13 protein-coding genes are annotated in these 14,602 nt (G+C 66.0%); 5 read left to right on the plus strand and 8 right to left on the minus strand.

The features are described from left to right. Positions 1 to 41 precede the first annotated feature (41 nt). A complete protein-coding gene (locus tag ACSX1D_RS06680; RefSeq protein WP_439861514.1) occupies positions 42 to 344 on the plus strand; it encodes a hypothetical protein in 303 nt (100 codons plus the stop codon). Positions 345 to 350: 6 nt separating this feature from the next. Here ACSX1D_RS06680 and ACSX1D_RS06685 read toward each other — a convergent pair whose 3' ends face one another. Both ACSX1D_RS06685 and ACSX1D_RS06690 read right to left on the minus strand, forming a co-directional pair. Next, the gene (locus tag ACSX1D_RS06685; RefSeq protein ID WP_439861515.1) at positions 351 to 824 is read right to left on the minus strand and encodes a cyclic nucleotide-binding domain-containing protein; all 474 of its coding nucleotides are present in this window, start codon (positions 822 to 824) and stop codon (positions 351 to 353) included. Between the two features lie 109 nt (positions 825 to 933). Then, positions 934 to 2,976: a S9 family peptidase gene (locus ACSX1D_RS06690; protein ID WP_439861516.1), complete on the minus strand. Its 2,043-nt coding sequence runs from the start codon at positions 2,974 to 2,976 to the stop codon at positions 934 to 936. 111 nt (positions 2,977 to 3,087) lie between these two features. On the opposite strand from ACSX1D_RS06690, the gene ACSX1D_RS06695 reads away from it, so the two are divergent. The 3 genes from ACSX1D_RS06695 (at position 3,088) to ACSX1D_RS06705 (ending at position 5,122) form a co-directional block, all read left to right on the plus strand. Further along, positions 3,088 to 3,567, plus strand: coding sequence for an MFS transporter (locus ACSX1D_RS06695; protein ID WP_439861517.1), 480 nt, complete (start codon positions 3,088 to 3,090; stop codon positions 3,565 to 3,567). A gap of 226 nt (positions 3,568 to 3,793) precedes the next feature. After that, on the plus strand, positions 3,794 to 4,567 hold the full coding sequence (locus ACSX1D_RS06700) for a class II glutamine amidotransferase (protein ID WP_439861518.1): 774 nt from the start codon (positions 3,794 to 3,796) through the stop codon (positions 4,565 to 4,567). A 30-nt stretch (positions 4,568 to 4,597) separates the two neighbouring features. Continuing rightward, positions 4,598 to 5,122 carry a DUF2937 family protein gene (locus ACSX1D_RS06705; RefSeq protein ID WP_439861519.1) on the plus strand — a complete coding sequence of 175 codons (525 nt, stop codon included), beginning with the start codon at positions 4,598 to 4,600 and terminating at the stop codon, positions 5,120 to 5,122. Between the two features lie 18 nt (positions 5,123 to 5,140). Here ACSX1D_RS06705 and ACSX1D_RS06710 read toward each other — a convergent pair whose 3' ends face one another. The 5 genes from ACSX1D_RS06710 to ACSX1D_RS06730 all read right to left on the minus strand — a co-directional run bounded on the left by ACSX1D_RS06710 (position 5,141) and on the right by ACSX1D_RS06730 (position 12,210). After that, a complete protein-coding gene (locus ACSX1D_RS06710; RefSeq protein WP_439861520.1) occupies positions 5,141 to 6,472 on the minus strand; it encodes a TolC family outer membrane protein in 1,332 nt (443 codons plus the stop codon). Between the two features lies 1 nt (position 6,473). Next, positions 6,474 to 7,787, minus strand: coding sequence for an HlyD family type I secretion periplasmic adaptor subunit (locus ACSX1D_RS06715; RefSeq protein WP_439862275.1), 1,314 nt, complete (start codon positions 7,785 to 7,787; stop codon positions 6,474 to 6,476). Between the two features lie 39 nt (positions 7,788 to 7,826). Continuing rightward, positions 7,827 to 9,560: a type I secretion system permease/ATPase gene (locus tag ACSX1D_RS06720; protein WP_439861521.1), complete on the minus strand. Its 1,734-nt coding sequence runs from the start codon at positions 9,558 to 9,560 to the stop codon at positions 7,827 to 7,829. 509 nt (positions 9,561 to 10,069) lie between these two features. Beyond that, a complete protein-coding gene (locus tag ACSX1D_RS06725; protein WP_439861522.1) occupies positions 10,070 to 11,248 on the minus strand; it encodes a vWA domain-containing protein in 1,179 nt (392 codons plus the stop codon). Between the two features lie 116 nt (positions 11,249 to 11,364). After that, complete coding sequence (locus ACSX1D_RS06730) at positions 11,365 to 12,210, minus strand: AAA family ATPase (protein ID WP_439861523.1); 846 nt, start codon at positions 12,208 to 12,210, stop codon at positions 11,365 to 11,367. 268 nt (positions 12,211 to 12,478) lie between these two features. Between ACSX1D_RS06730 and cysK the strand changes: the two genes are divergently transcribed. After that, on the plus strand, positions 12,479 to 13,453 hold the full coding sequence (gene cysK / locus ACSX1D_RS06735; protein WP_439861524.1) for a cysteine synthase A: 975 nt from the start codon (positions 12,479 to 12,481) through the stop codon (positions 13,451 to 13,453). A gap of 108 nt (positions 13,454 to 13,561) precedes the next feature. Here cysK and rpoS read toward each other — a convergent pair whose 3' ends face one another. Continuing rightward, complete coding sequence (gene rpoS, locus ACSX1D_RS06740) at positions 13,562 to 14,527, minus strand: RNA polymerase sigma factor RpoS (protein WP_439862276.1); 966 nt, start codon at positions 14,525 to 14,527, stop codon at positions 13,562 to 13,564. Positions 14,528 to 14,602: the final 75 nt, after the last annotated feature.

Raw genomic sequence — 14,602 nt, forward strand, 5'->3', positions numbered from 1 at the left:
CGCGGCCCAACGGGGTAGTTCCGCGAGAAAGGAGGACGTCGATGCCGTGGTTGGTTCTGGCCCTGTCCTGCCTGGGCGCGCTATGGGTCGCCGCGCTGCCGGCGCAGGAGGCCCGATGGCCGGCCTCGTATGAGCGTGCGGCGGGCTCGCCGGGCACCGCCACCCCGCAACCCTTCGTCCTGCCTCGGCCCGCCGGGCTTCCCGGCACGGCACCGCAGCATCTGCCGCTGCTCAACGACGGCACGGGCAATCGGGGCGGAGCGCTCAATCCGCGGCCAGACGGGCCGCTGCCGGCCGACGGCAGGCTGCCGCTGCTGGAGCGGCAACCGCAGCGCCAGCGCTGAGACGGATCAGACCTGTTTCTCGATCAGCTGGCCGTCGACCATGCGCAGGCGCTTGGACATGGCCACGGCGATCGAGCGGATGATCTTGGCGGCCGACTTGGGGGCTTCCTGCAGCATCTTCTCCAGGGAGTCCCTGGCCAGCACCAGCAGGGTGCAGTCGGTGACCGCCACGCAACTGGCCGAGCGTCTTTCGCCATCGAGCACGGCCATCTCGCCGAAGGCGCGACCCTTGCGCAGCTTGGCGATCTCGACGATCTCGCCGCTGGAGTTGGTCTTGCGCACCGACACCGCGCCGAAATGAATGATGCACATGAAGGTGCCGGCATCGCCCTCGTCGCAGATGACCGCGTCCGGGTCGAACTTGCTGATGTTGAAATAGCCCGCCGCGTTGAGCAGTTCGGCCGGCAGCAGGTTGTGGAACATGCCGCAGTCGAGCAGCATGTCGCGGATTTCATCGATCAGGTAGGAACTGTCGGGCATGGGAACTCTACGGCTGTCCGGCAAGAAATGGGTGGTTCACAGGTGACGTTAGCTGGCTGAGGCGGGCTTGCCAACGGCCGCCCGCCGGAAGCTGTGACCGCGCGCTCAGTTAGCCCGGGTTCGCGGCCAGCACCTTGAGCAGGAAAGCATACTCCAGGGCCACGTCGCGCAGCGCCTGGTAACGCCCGCTCATGCCGCCATGGCCTGCGTCGAGGTCGGTTTTGAGCAGCAGCAGCCGCTCGTCGGTCTTGTGCGCGCGCAACTTGGCCACCCACTTGGCAGCCTCCCAGTACTGCACGCGGCTGTCGTTGTAGCCGGCCACCGCGAGTATCGCCGGGTAGGCCTGGGCCTTGACGTTTTCGTAGGGGGCGTAGCCCTTGATCCGCTCGAATACCTGCGGCTCGTGGGGATCGCCCCATTCGTCGTACTCGGTGACGGTCAGGGGCAGGTCGGGGTTCTGCATGGTGTTGAGCACATCGACGAACGGCACCTCGGCGATGGCCGCGGCGAACAGTTCCGGGCGCAGGTTGAGCACCGCGCCGATCAGCAGGCCGCCGGCGCTGCCACCGCTGATGGCCAGACGCTCGGCGCGGGTATAGCCGGCGTCGATCAGGTGCTCGGCGCAGGCGATGAAGTCGTCGAAGCTGTTGTGCTTGTGTTCCAGCTTGCCGGCCCGGTACCAGGCCTCGCCCAGTTCGCCGCCGCCGCGCACATGGGCGATGGCGAAGACGAAACCGCGCTCCAGCAGGCTCAGGCGGGCATGGGAGAACCAGGGGTCGAGGCTCTCGCCATAGGCGCCATAGCCGTAGAGATAGAGCGGGGCGGGCTGCCCGGCCTGGAGTACCTCGCGGCGCGCCACCAGGCTGATGGGCACCTGGGTGCCGTCCGCGGCGCGGGCCCACAGGCGCTGGCTGACATAGGCATCGGCATCGAACGGGCCTTCCACCGGGGTTTCCTTGAGCACCTGCTGCGCGCCGTCGGCCAGGCTCAGCTGGCGGATCTGCGCCGGGCGGTTCAGCGCCTCGTAGCGCAGGCGGATGACCGGGCTGTGGAACTCCAGCGAGTCCTGCACGTACAGGCTGTAGGCCGCGTCCGGCAGCTGGACCCGGTAGGCGGCCTGCCCCAGGGGCTGCACCTCGATGATCGGCAGGCCGGCCTCGCGCAGGCTGAGGACCAGGGCGTGCTGGTTCAGGCTGAGACCTTCGAGCATCACCCGCTCGTCGTGGGCGCGCAGCAGGTGCCAGGGCGCGCGGGTCGGAGCCTGTTCGTTGGCGAAATACAGGGCGAAGTTGATGCCGCTCTGGTTGCTGCGAATCAGCCAGCACCAGCGGCCGTCGAGCTTGCCGTGGTCGACGTAGTATTCGTGGTCGTCCTCGCGCGGCGCCAGGCAACGGAAGGCCTCTTCCGGGGCGTCGGCATCCAGCACCCAGGCCTCGCTGGTGGTCTTGCTGCCCAGGGCCAGCACCAGCTGGCGTTCCGAGCTGGTGCGGTAGCAGTGCAGGAAGAAGCGTCCATCGTCTTCATGGAACACCAGCGTGGCGTCGTCGTCGCCGAGGCGGTGGCGATACAGCTTGTGCGGCCGATGGGTGTCGTCCAGTTCGCCGAAGAACAGGGTCTGGCTGTCGTTGGCCCAGGTCATGCTGCCGTCGCAGTCGGCGAACGGCAGCTCGCGGATGCTGCCGTCGGCCAGTTCCTTGACGAACAGCCGGTAGCTCTCATCGCCGCTGGTGTCCAGGCTGTAGGCCAGGCGCTGGTGGTCCGGGCTGATGCTGAACGCGCCGAGGGACAGGTAGCCACCGTTCGCCAGGGCGTTGGGGTCGAGGAGTAGCTGTTCGGCGTGCTCATCGACCTGCAGCGAGTCATCGCTGGGCCGTGGGCAGCGATAGTGGCGCGGGTACTCGTCGCCGGCGGTGGTGCGCTGGTAGTAGAGGTAGGGCCCCCAGGGCGACGGCAGCGACAGGTCGGTCTCGCGGATGCGCCTCTTGATCTCCTCGAACAGGGTCTCGCGCAGCTCGCTCTGCTCGGCCAGCTGCGCCTCCAGGTAGGCGTTTTCGGCCTTGAGATGCTCGAGCACCTCGGCGGCATCTCGCTGTTCCAGCCAGCGGTACGGGTCGGCGCCGGGTTCTGTGCGGGCGATGGGGGCGTGCGGCATGCGGCAACTCCGAAATCAGGTGCGGCCGACGGTGGGGGCGCCGGGCCGTTGAAAAGCCGCTATCATAAGCGCCCCTTTGCAAGCCCCGCCACGTCAGGGACCCGCCGCGTTATGATCGAAAGCGACTATCTACTTGCCTGGAGCGCCTATGCCGTCGCGGCGCTCGGCTGCCTGCTGGTCTGGTTCCGCCTGACCCGCTGGATGTGGCGCTATGTGCGCGAGCCGCTGCGCCTGCTGGTTGCGGTGCTGCTGCTGACCCCGACCGTAGTCGACCCGGCCAAGGAACTGCTCGCCCCGGCGGTCGCCGTCGCCGCCCTGGATCTGCTGTTCAAGGTAGGCAACAACGCCTTGCGGGCGGCGGCGGACCTGGCCATGTACGGCCTGATCGCCTTCGCCCTGTACCTGCTGTTCGTGGCCGTTCGCTGGCCGATCGAGCGCTGGTGGAAGCGCCGGGGCGGACCGGAGCGCGAAGAGCGCGAAGCGGATGCGCCGACCCTGCGCGAGCTGATGGAGCAAGGCGCCGCTGAGCCGGGCGCCAGCCATCGTGACTCCCGTGGCGAGCGTCGCCTGCGCATCGAGCCGCGGCTCTGAGTTTTCCGGCCGGCAGGCCGATCTTCGAACCCCGACCTGTCTGGCCCGCTGGCCAGCGCTTGCAGGCGTGGCGGCGGGCCTTCAGCATAGGCTCAGCTGCGTCAGGAGAGCCTATGGACCCCATGTTCCGTGCGAACGCCAATGATCCAGTGCCGGCGCACCGCGTCGGCCGTGCCTGCCTCCGGTCGGCGCGGCGACGCCTTGCGCTGAGCGGAGGACGCTAGCCATGTGCGAGCTGCTCGGCATGAGCGCCAATGTGCCCACCGATATCGTCTTCAGCTTTACCGGGCTGATGCAGCGCGGCGGCCGCACCGGCCCCCATCGCGATGGCTGGGGCATCGGCTTCTACGAGGGGCGCGGCCTGCGCCTGTTCCAGGACCCGCGGGCCAGCAGCGAGTCGGAGGTGGCGCAACTGGTACAGCGCTATCCGATCAAGAGCGAAGTGGTGATCGGTCACATTCGCCAGGCCAACGTCGGCCGCGTCTGCCTGGCCAACACCCATCCCTTCGTGCGCGAGATGTGGGGGCGCAACTGGTGTTTCGCCCATAACGGCCAGCTGGCCGATTTCCGCCCGCCGGCGGGGTTCTACCAACCCATCGGCGACACCGACAGCGAGGCGGCGTTCTGCGATCTGCTCAACCGCCTGCGCCTGGCGTTCCCCGAACCGGCGCCTTTTGAGCGGTTGCTGCCAAGCCTGGTCGAGGCCTGCGCGGCGTATCGCCAGTTGGGGGTGTTCAACTGCCTGCTCAGCGATGGCGATTGGCTGTTCAGCTTCTGCTCGACCAAGCTGGCGCACATCACCCGGCGCGCGCCCTTCGGCCCGGCGCAGTTGAAGGATGCCGACCTGCGGGTGGATTTTCAGGCGGAAACCACGCCCAACGACGTGGTAACCGTGCTGGTCACCGAGCCGCTCACCGATAACGAGAACTGGAGCCGCTACCAGCCGGGCGAATGGCGCCTGTGGCGTGGCGGCGAATGCCTGGCTCAGGGCAACGCCTGAGCCGGGGACAAGGAACATTGGGGGAAGGCAATGCTGAGAAGTTATCTGCGTCTGGCGCTGTTCGCTCTGGGGTTGTTGGTCGGGGTACAGGTGCCTGGCTTCGTCGATGACTACGGCAAGCGGGTCGAGGCGCACCACCTGGAGTCGGAGCAGAGCCTGAAGGGCTTCCGGGAGACCGCCAGGCTGTTCTTCAAGGCGGATCTGCAGGCCCTGGTGGCCCACTACCGGGTGAGCGACGACCCGGTGATGCGCAGCGATGCGCAGAGCGTCGGCCAGCTGGTCGAGCGGGCACGCTGGCTCGCCGAGGAGCGGCAGGCCATGCAAGGCCCCTGGTACGGTCAGCTGTGGCACCTGGCTACGGCGGCGGACAACGAGCTGCTGGAGGTGACGTTTCAGGCCTATCGCTATCAGGTGCTGCTGGCGCCCGAGGCCATCGCCTGGGGGATCGCCAGCGCATTGCTGCTGGCCAGTTCGCTGGAGTGGCTGTTGCTGATGTTCGCCTGGGTGTTCGGCGCCGGCCAGGATCGTCGCGCGCGCGAGCGCCATTGGCGCTGAGCCGCGCGCCTGTGCGGCTCAGTAGTTGAGGGTCAGCTCCGGACCGAGGTAGGCGTTGGCCTGGCGGATGTCGTCGTCGCCGAGCAGGCCCACGGCGGCGGCCAGTTGCAGGCGTGAAACCAGATAGCGCAACTTGGCCTCCAGCAGGTCGCGGCGGGCGATGAATACCTGCTCCTCGGCGTTGAGGATGTCGACGTTGGTGCTGGAACCGGCCAGGAAACCCTTCTTCGCCGAGTCCTGCGCCCGCTTGCTGGAGGCGACCGCCTGTTCCAGCGCCCTGATCCGCGCAGGGCCGCTCTGCACGCCGCGGAATTCGCGAGTGGTGGCGGAGAACACTTCCTCGCGGGTGGCGTTGAGGTCTTCCCCGGCCTGTTCGCGGCTGGCGGTGGCCTGGCGCACCCGGGCACTGACCGCGCCGCCCGAGTACAGCGGCAGGTTGAACTCCAGGCCGACCGAGGCATAGCGGTTCTTCTGGTCGATGGTGGTGATCGAGTCGCTCTCGCTGTTGGTGTAGCCCAGCACGAAGTCCAGTGTCGGCCAGTGTCCGCCGTTGGCGCGATTGACTTCCTCTTCCGCGATGCGCCGGTTGTAGTGACGGGCGCGCAGCGCCGGGTTGTTCGCCCGCGCCTTGCTCAGCCAGTCCTGCAGGTTGTCCGGATGCAGGCCGGGCGTGGGGAAGTCGCTGCGCAGGGTGGCGACCTGCCGCGGCATCTCGCCGAGCATTTCCTGCAGCAGGCGCAGGGCGATCGCCAGGTTGTCCTGGGCCTCGATCTGCTCGGCCAGGGCCAGGTCGCGGCGGGCGGTGGCCTGGTCGACATCGGTGATGGTGCCGTCGCCCAGGTCGAAGCGCCGCTTGGCGGCGGCCACCTGCTGCTCCAGGGCCTTGAGCTTGGCGTCGGCCAGCTCGATGGTTTCCCGGGTCAGCAGCACGTCGAAATAACGGCTGGCCAGGCGTACCGCGACGTTCTGGGTCTTGGCGTCGAACACCGCCTCGCTGTACCCGGCGCGCTGCTGGCCCTGGCGGTACTCGGCCATCTTCTGCCGATCGAACAGCGGCTGGCGCAGTTGCACGGCGAGGTTCTGCGAGTCGTAATCCAGGTCGCTGTCGGTCGAGTTGCCAAACTCCTGGGTGCCGCTCACCTTGTTCTTGCTGGCGCTGGCGTTGATCTGCGGCAGCAGGCCGGCTCGACCGAGGGCGCGGTTCTCTACCCCGGCGTCGCGCTCGTGAGCCGCCGAGCGGTAGACCGGCCCCTGCAGGCGCAGGGTGTTCCAGGCTTCCTCCAGGTCCAGAGCGGCCGCGGGCAGGCTGGCCGCGGTGGCCAGGCAGACGAAGGCTAAGCGGATCACCATGTCACTGTTCCTTGAAGGCACTGTCGATCCGGTCAAGCATAGGCTTCATCAGGTAACTCATCAGGTTGCGTTCGCCGGTTTTTATCGTCACGGTGGCCGGCATGCCCGGGCGAATGCGGTTGCTGCCGAGCCTGTCCATGCCCTCCGGGGTGACCTCGACCTGCGCCAGGTAGTAGGGCTGCTTGTTGGCTTCGTCGACCAGGCGGTCGGCGGAAATGGTCAGCACCCGCCCCGGAATATTCGGCGTCTGGGCATGGTTGAAGGCCGGAAAGGTGATATCCACCGGCAGGCCAGGAGCCATCTTGTCGATGGCCTGTACCGGCACCATGGCGTCCACCTGCAGCGGTTCGTTGGCCGGTACCACGTCCATGATGGTCGAGCCGGGCTGGATCACCCCGCCGATGGTGGAGACGTTGAGGCCGAGCACCACGCCATCGATCGGCGAGCGGATCACCGTGTTGGCGACCTCGTGGTCCAGCGAACGCAGGCGATCGGCCAGGGCCGAGGCTTCCTTCTGCGCGTCGGTCAGCTGCGATTGCACCTCCTTCTGGAAGTTTTGGGCGAGCTGGAGGATGCGCAACTTGAGTTCGGCGATCTGGTTGCGGACCCGGCCGATCTCGGCGATGTTCTGCGCCAGCGAGGCGTTCAGCTCGGCGGCTTCGCGCTCCAGTTCGAGCATCCGATTGCGGGTGACATAGCCTTCGGCCGCCAGGCTGCGCACGCCGTCGAGCTCCTGGCGCAGGAACTTGATCTGCGCATAGCGCGAGCCCTGCACCTGGCGCAGTCCCTTGAGCTGCTCCTCGGCGCCACGGATGTTTTCCTCGAGGATGCCGGCCTCGCCGGTCAGGGCTGCGCGGCGGGTGGTGAACAGGCGCTGCTGCAGGGCGATCGAGGCGGTCAGGCGCGGGTCGCCGGCGAAGTGTTCGAGCAGCGTCGGATCGAAGGTCACCTCGGGCATGCCGTCGCGTTCGGCTTGCAGACGGTTCTCGACGGACTTCATGACGATGTACTGACCGCTGACCACGCCCTGTTCGGCGATGGCACGGGTGGCGTCGAGCTCGACCAGGATCTGGCCGCGTTCGACCATCTGTCCTTCGCGTACCGCGATGGTCTTGATCGAGCCGCCATCCAGGTGCTGGATGGTCTTGCGGTTGTCGGTGACATTGACCGTGGCGTTGGCCACCACCCCGGCATCCAGCGGTGCCAGGACGGCCCAGAGGACGAAGCCGCCGAAGCCGGCGAGCACCAGCGCCAGGCCCCAGCGGCTGGGGCGCCGGTCATTCACGTCGACGGCTTCCTGGCTGTTGTCAGGCATGAGGTTCTTGCGTTCGAACTCGAGATTCGACATGACGCATCACTCCTTGGTCTTGACCGACGCCAGGGTTGCGCCGCCCATGCTGGTGGGCATGACGGCGGCCTGGCGCAGGGCGTTGAACACTTCGTCACGGCTGCCGAACATGTGCACCGTGCCTTCGCGCAGCACGAGGATCTTGTCGACTATGTTCAGCACCGTCGGCCGATGGGAGATCAGCACCAGGGTCTTGCCACGTTGCTTGAGGTCGGCGAGGGCCTTCACCAGCGCGGCTTCGCCGACGTCGTCGAGGCTGGCATTGGGTTCGTCGAGGACGATCAGCGAGGGATCGCCGTAGAGCGCCCGGGCCAGGCCGATGCGCTGCTTCTGGCCGCCGGACAGCGAGTTGCCGTCGGCGCTCAGGGGCGTGTCGTAGCCTTGCGGCAGGCGCAGGATCATTTCGTGCACGCCGGCCTGCTGGGCCGCCAGGATCACCGCGTCGCCATCGATCTCGCCGAAGCGGGAAATGTTCTCGGCGACAGTGCCCTCGAACAGCTCGACGTCCTGGGGCAGATAGCCCAGCCAGGGCCCCAGCTCTTCCTTGTTCCACTGGAAGACGTCCGCCCCGTCCAGGCGCACCTTGCCGGCGTGGGCCGGCCAGACACCGACCAGCAGGCGCGCCAGGGTCGACTTGCCCGAGGCCGAGGGGCCGATGATGCCCAGGGCTTCTCCCGGTGCGACGTTGAGGCTGATGTTGCGCAGAATGGTCAGGGGCGTGCCGGGGGCGTTGGCGAATGCGCCCTCCACACTGATCTGACCCGCCGGCTTGGGCAGTGGCATGGAGGGCTTGCGCGCCGGGAAGTCGGCCAGCAAGCCGGACAGTCGTCCCCAGGCCGCGCGGCTGGTGAGCAGCTGCTTCCAGGTGGAAATCGCCAGTTCGACCGGGGCGAGGGCACGGCCGGCGAGGATCGAGCAGGCGATCATCATCCCGGGGGTGATCTTGCCTTCGATCGCCAGCAAGGCACCGGTGCCGAGAATCAGGGATTGCAGGGTGACGCGCAGGAAGCGCGTGGTGCCGTTGATGTAGGCCGCGCGGTCGGAGGCCAGGGTCTGCTTCTCGAGAATCTGCTGATGGTTGCCGAACCAGCGCTCGCGGATGGCCGGAAACATGCCCATGGCCTGGATGACCTCGGCATTGCGCAGGTTGTTGTTGGCGTACGTGCCGGAGGCCACCGAGGCCTGGTTGGCTTCGGCCAGCGGCTTGCGGGTGCTGACTTCGGTCAGATAGGCCAGGCAGATCAGCAGCAGTGAACCGATCAGGGTGATCAGGCCGAGCAGCGGGTGCACCAGGTAGATGACGAACAGGTAGATCGGCGTCCAGGGCGAGTCGAAGAAGGCGAACAGGCCGTTGCCGGTGAGGAACTGGCGCACCTGGGCCATGTCCTGCAGCGCCTGGGCCGGGTTGCCACCGGCGCGATTCAGGTTGCGCTCGAAGGCGGCGGTGAACACGCGCTTGTTGAGCATCATGTCCAGGCGGTTGCCGACCCTGATCAGCACGGTGGAACGGACCATCTCCAGCAGTCCCATCAGCACATAGAGACCGACGACCAGCAGGGTCAGCATCAGCAGGGTGGTGACATTGCTGCTGACCAGCGCCCGGTCGTACACCTGCAACATGTAAACCGCCGGTGTCAGCATCAGCAGGTTGATCACGCCGCTGAAACAGGCCAGGGAAATGAAGGTGCGGCGCAAGCGAAATAGCACTTCTGCCAACTCGGAGCGGGGGGACTGCGGCATGCCCATGACGTTCCTCCAATACTGCTGCTGGCTGATTGCTCAGCTGTGGCTGGTGCCCGTTTACCGCCCGTCCCTGGCGGTGAAATTCCTGTGCAAAACAATCCTCGCCACACGCAAAAGGGGCCCTTGCCATCTAGGTATAGGTACGGTGCCGGGCTTCACGCAAGGCGCGAGTTGGCGGTCATGGGGCCGGCGCTGTGCGTAACAATTCTCTTTTGAAGCAGGGACTTATGATTTTTAAGGATTTTCCAGGAAGCAGCGGTGGTTTATTGACATGAGCAAATCGTGAGACTTAAGTCGGAGCCGGCGTACTGGCCAACTGGCCATGCCGTGACGGGGGGCGGCGCGCGGGCCAGGTGCACCACGCGACAGGGGACAGGAAGGGAACCGGGAGGGGAGGGGGCGGCGTCAGGGCTGAAGCAGGGCGCCGCGGCGATCCGCCAGGAAGGCGCTGTCGTGCGTTGGCCCGGGTTCCGGCGCCGGATCGCCGGATCGCCGGGTCTGCTGCGTTACTTAGACAGGAACCGCATGCCATCTTCCAGCCCCTGCAGGGTCAGGGGGTACATCTGGTCTTCCACCAGCTCGCGGATGAGGCTGGTGGAGGCGGTATAGCCCCAGGTGTCCTTGGGGTAGGGGTTGATCCAGATGAGCTTCTTGTACTTCTCCATGAAGCGCTTGATCCACACGTAGCCCGGTTCCTCGTTCCAGTGCTCGACGCTGCCGCCGGCCTGGGTGATCTCGTAGGGCGCCATGGCCGCGTCGCCGACGAACACCACCTTGTAGTCGGCGCCGTACTTGTGCAGCAGGTCATGGGTGGAAAAGCGCTCGGAGGTGCGGCGCAGGTTGTTCTTCCATACCGACTCGTACACGCAGTTGTGGAAGTAGTAGTACTCCAGGTGCTTGAACTCGGTCTTGCAGGCGCTGAACAGTTCCTCGCAGACCTTGACGTGGGCGTCCATGGAGCCGCCGATGTCGAACAGGATCAGCAGCTTGACCGTATTGCGCCGCTCCGGGCGCATCTGGATATTGAGCAGGCCGCCATCCTTGGCCGTATGGTCGATGGTGCCGTCCAGGTCCAGCTCGTCCTGGGCGCCCTGGCGGGCGAACTTGCGCAGGCGGCGCAGGGCGATCTTGATGTTGCGCGTGCCCAGTTCGACCTGGTCGTCGAGGTTCTTGTACTCGCGCTGGTCCCACACCTTGACCGCGCGGCCCTGGCGTTTGCCGGCGTCGCCCACGCGAATGCCTTCCGGATTGAAGCCGCCGGAGCCGAACGGGCTGGTGCCGCCGGTGCCGATCCACCTGTTGCCGCCGGCGTGGCGTTCCTTCTGCTCCTCCAGGCGCTTCTTGAACTCCTCGATCAGCTTGTCCAGGCCGCCCAAGGATTCGATCCTGGCGCGCTCCTCGTCGGTCAGCGAGCGCTCGAACTCCTTGCGTAGCCACTCGTCGGGGATCAAGGCCTCGATGTGCTGGTTGAGGTTCTCCAGGCCCTTGAAGTAGGCGCCGAAGGCCCGGTCGAACTTGTCGAAGTGGCGCTCGTCCTTGACCAGGATGGCTCGGGCGAGGAAGTAGAACTCGTCCATGTCGGCGAACACCACGTTGTGCTGCAGCGCGTTGATCAGGTCGAGCAGCTCGCGCACCGACACCGGCACCTTGGCCGCGCGCATTTCGTTGAATAGGTTAAGCAGCATGCAGGCGATCTCCCGATTACCCGTAGGGTGGATAACGCTCTTTTTATCCACCGTGCCCTTGGGGTGGTGGAAAACGCTTCGCGGTTTTCCACCCTACGGCAATGTAGCCGGCTGATTTATCGAGACGCGCGGCGGCTCATGAAGGCCAGGCGCTCGAGCAGTTGCACGTCCTGCTCGTTCTTCACCAGGGCACCGGCCAGGGGCGGGATGGCCTTGGTCGGATCGCGTTCGCGCAGCACTGCTTCGCCGATGTTGTCGGCCATCAGCAGCTTGAGCCAGTCGACCAGCTCGCTGGTCGAGGGCTTCTTCTTCAGGCCCGGCACCTTGCGCACGTCGAAGAACACGTCGAGCGCCTCGGCCACCAGGTCCTTCTTGATGGTTGGGTAGTGCACATCGACGATCTTCTGCAGGGTGTCGCGGTCGGGAAAGGCGATGTAGTGGAAGAAGCAGCGGCGCAGGAAGGCGTCCGGCAGTTCCTTCTCGTTGTTCGAGGTGATGATGATGATCGGCCGCTGCTTGGCCTTGATGGTCTCGTTGGTCTCGTAGACGTAGAACTCCATCTTGTCGAGTTCCTGCAGCAGGTCGTTGGGGAACTCGATGTCGGCCTTGTCGATCTCGTCGATCAGCAGGATCACCCGCTCCTCGGACTCGAAGGCCTCCCACAGCTTGCCCTTCTTGATGTAGTTGCGCACGTCGTGGACCTTGTCCGAGTCCAGCTGCGAGTCGCGCAGGCGGCTGACCGCGTCGTACTCGTACAGGCCCTGGTGGGCCTTGGTGGTGGACTTGATGTGCCAGGTGATCAGCTTGGCGCCGAAGGACTCGGCCAGCTGCTCGGCGAGCATGGTCTTGCCGGTGCCCGGTTCGCCCTTGACCAGCAGTGGACGCTGCAGGGTGATGGCGGCATTGACCGCGAGCTTGAGGTCGTCGGTGGCGACATACGACTGAGTGCCTTCGAACTTCATCGGAATATCCTCGAACGGTAACGGCCCGGGCAGTACCCGCGGGTTCAGTAATTGAAAGGGCGACTATAACGCGCGGGCCGGCCGACTGTGAACGCGGACGCACCATTTAGTCACTGAATGGCGGGTCACGCCCGGGCTGTACGGGGCGCCGCTCGTCGGTCAGCACGGGCGCAGCGGTTCCGGCTGGCCTAAGCGCAATGCTGGACGCTCGGCCACCTGGGTCTTAGGCTGGCAGCCCTTTCGACTAAACATGCACAAGGAGCCCGCCATGAGTCGTATCTTTGCCGACAACGCCCAAGCCATCGGCAACACCCCGCTGGTGATGATCAATCGCCTGGGCCCGGCCGGGGTGACCATCCTGGCCAAGATCGAAGGACGCAACCCGGCCTATTCGGTCAAGTGCCGGATCGGCGCCAGCATGGTCTGGGATGCGGAGGAGCGCGGGGTGCTCAAGCCCGGCATGACCCTGGTCGAGCCGACCTCCGGCAATACCGGCATCGGCCTGGCGTTCGTCGCCGCCGCGCGTGGCTACAAGCTGCTGCTGACCATGCCGGCGTCGATGAGCCTGGAGCGGCGCAAGGTGCTCAAGGCGTTGGGCGCCGAGCTGGTGCTGACCGAGCCGGCCAAGGGCATGAAGGGGGCCATCGAGAAGGCCGCGGAGATCGCCGCTTCCGACCCGGCAACCTATTTCATGCCGCAGCAGTTCGAGAACCCGGCCAATCCGGCGATCCACGAGAAGACCACCGGTCCGGAAATCTGGAACGACACCGACGGCGCCATCGACGTGCTGGTTTCCGGGGTCGGCACCGGCGGCACCATCACCGGCGTGTCGCGTTACATCAAGCGGACCCAGGGCAAGCCGATCATCTCGGTGGCGGTCGAGCCGGTCGGCTCGCCGGTGATCAGCCAGACGGTGGCTGGCGAAGAGGTCAAGCCCAGCCCGCACAAGATCCAGGGTATCGGCGCCGGCTTCGTGCCGAAGAACCTTGACCTGGAGATGGTCGACCGTATCGAGCAGGTCAGTGACGAGGAAGCCAAGGCCATGGCTCTGCGTCTGATGCGCGAGGAAGGGATTCTGGCCGGCATATCCTGCGGGGCGGCCATGGCCGTGGCCGTGCGCATTGCCCAGGAGCCTTCGATGCAGGGCAAGACCCTGGTGGTGATCCTGCCGGATTCCGGTGAACGCTACCTGTCGAGCATGCTGTTCAGCGACCTGTTCAGCGAGCAGGAGCTGGTGCAGTAAGGGGCGGCCGGAGGAAATGGCCGCGCCGCTTGCGCGGCGGGTCGAAGATGGAAAAGATGCCCGGCGCAGGCGCGAATGCGCCCTTCGCCCATGCCGGGTCCTGCTGCGCTACTCGAGCAGGGTCTCGCTGGAGAGGCCGTTGCGCTCGAGGATACGGCGCAGGCGTCTGAGGGCCTCGGCCTGGATCTGTCTGACCCGTTCGCGGGTCAGACCGATGGACTGGCCCATTTCTTCCAGGGTGCAGCCCTCGTCGCCGCGCAGGCCGAAGCGGCGGATCACCACTTCACATTGGCGCTCGGTGAGCTGCGAGAGCCATTCCTTGATGCACTGCGCCATCTCGCTGTCCTGCAGCAGTTCGCAGGGATCGTTCGGCAGGTCGCCGGTCACGGTGTCGAGCAGGCTGCGGTTGTCGGACTCCTCGCCGAAGCTGCTGTCCAGCGAGGTAACCCTGACGTTCAGGTCGCGCAGGCGCTCCACCTCGCCGACGTCTTTCTCCAGCAAGGCGGCGATCTCCTCGCTCGAGGGGTCGTGGTCGAGCTTGCGGGTCAGTTCGCGAGCGGCGGTCAGGTAGCTGTTGAGCTTCTTCACCACATGGATGGGCAGGCGGATGGTCCGGGTCTGGTTCATCAGCGCCCGTTCCACGGTTTCGCGAATCCACCAGGTGCCGTAGGTGGAGAAGCGATAGCCGAGCTCGGGGTCGAACTTGTCCACGGCGCGGATCAGGCCGAGATTGCCTTCTTCGACCAGGTCCAGCAGCGACAGGCCACGGTTCAGGTAGCCGCGGGCGATCTTCACCACCAGGCGCAGATTGCTTTCGATCATGCGCTTGCGCGCCAGCGGGTCGCCCTGGACGGTCAGGCGAGCGAAATGCAGCTCTTCCTCGCGGCTCAGCAGTGGCGAGAAGCCGATCTCGTTCAGGTACATCCGAGTGGCATCCAGTGCCTGGCCGTAGTCCGTGGACTTGTGTGTCTTCGTGGTGCTGGTGGGTGTGGGCGTGACCTTCGCAGATGCCTTCGCGGCCTTCTCTTCCGATTCCGGCACAACGGACTGGGCAACCTTCAGGACCTGTTGAATAGCGGACTCAACGGTCTGGTCAACTTCTTGGCGCTTGTCGGAGTCTGGATTGGTTCTGAATGCGTAAGTCATAGT

This window comes from Pseudomonas sp. MBLB4136 (assembly GCF_051904765.1).
Taxonomy (GTDB): Bacteria; Pseudomonadota; Gammaproteobacteria; order Pseudomonadales; family Pseudomonadaceae; genus Aquipseudomonas.

Excerpts from the sequence above, each read along its gene's own strand:
- ACSX1D_RS06700 (WP_439861518.1), top strand. The coding sequence starts at position 3,794 with ATGTGCGAGCTGCTCGGCATGAGCGCCAATGTGCCCACCGATATCGTC.
- ACSX1D_RS06730 (WP_439861523.1), bottom strand. The coding sequence starts at position 12,210 with ATGAAGTTCGAAGGCACTCAGTCGTATGTCGCCACCGACGACCTCAAG.
- ACSX1D_RS06695 (WP_439861517.1), top strand. The coding sequence starts at position 3,088 with ATGATCGAAAGCGACTATCTACTTGCCTGGAGCGCCTATGCCGTCGCG.
- ACSX1D_RS06715 (WP_439862275.1), bottom strand. The coding sequence starts at position 7,787 with ATGCCTGACAACAGCCAGGAAGCCGTCGACGTGAATGACCGGCGCCCC.
- ACSX1D_RS06690 (WP_439861516.1), bottom strand. The coding sequence starts at position 2,976 with ATGCCGCACGCCCCCATCGCCCGCACAGAACCCGGCGCCGACCCGTAC.
- ACSX1D_RS06685 (WP_439861515.1), bottom strand. The coding sequence starts at position 824 with ATGCCCGACAGTTCCTACCTGATCGATGAAATCCGCGACATGCTGCTC.
- ACSX1D_RS06680 (WP_439861514.1), top strand. The coding sequence starts at position 42 with ATGCCGTGGTTGGTTCTGGCCCTGTCCTGCCTGGGCGCGCTATGGGTC.
- ACSX1D_RS06720 (WP_439861521.1), bottom strand. The coding sequence starts at position 9,560 with ATGCCGCAGTCCCCCCGCTCCGAGTTGGCAGAAGTGCTATTTCGCTTG.
- ACSX1D_RS06705 (WP_439861519.1), top strand. The coding sequence starts at position 4,598 with ATGCTGAGAAGTTATCTGCGTCTGGCGCTGTTCGCTCTGGGGTTGTTG.
- ACSX1D_RS06725 (WP_439861522.1), bottom strand. The coding sequence starts at position 11,248 with ATGCTGCTTAACCTATTCAACGAAATGCGCGCGGCCAAGGTGCCGGTG.
- cysK (WP_439861524.1), top strand. The coding sequence starts at position 12,479 with ATGAGTCGTATCTTTGCCGACAACGCCCAAGCCATCGGCAACACCCCG.
- ACSX1D_RS06710 (WP_439861520.1), bottom strand. The coding sequence starts at position 6,472 with ATGGTGATCCGCTTAGCCTTCGTCTGCCTGGCCACCGCGGCCAGCCTG.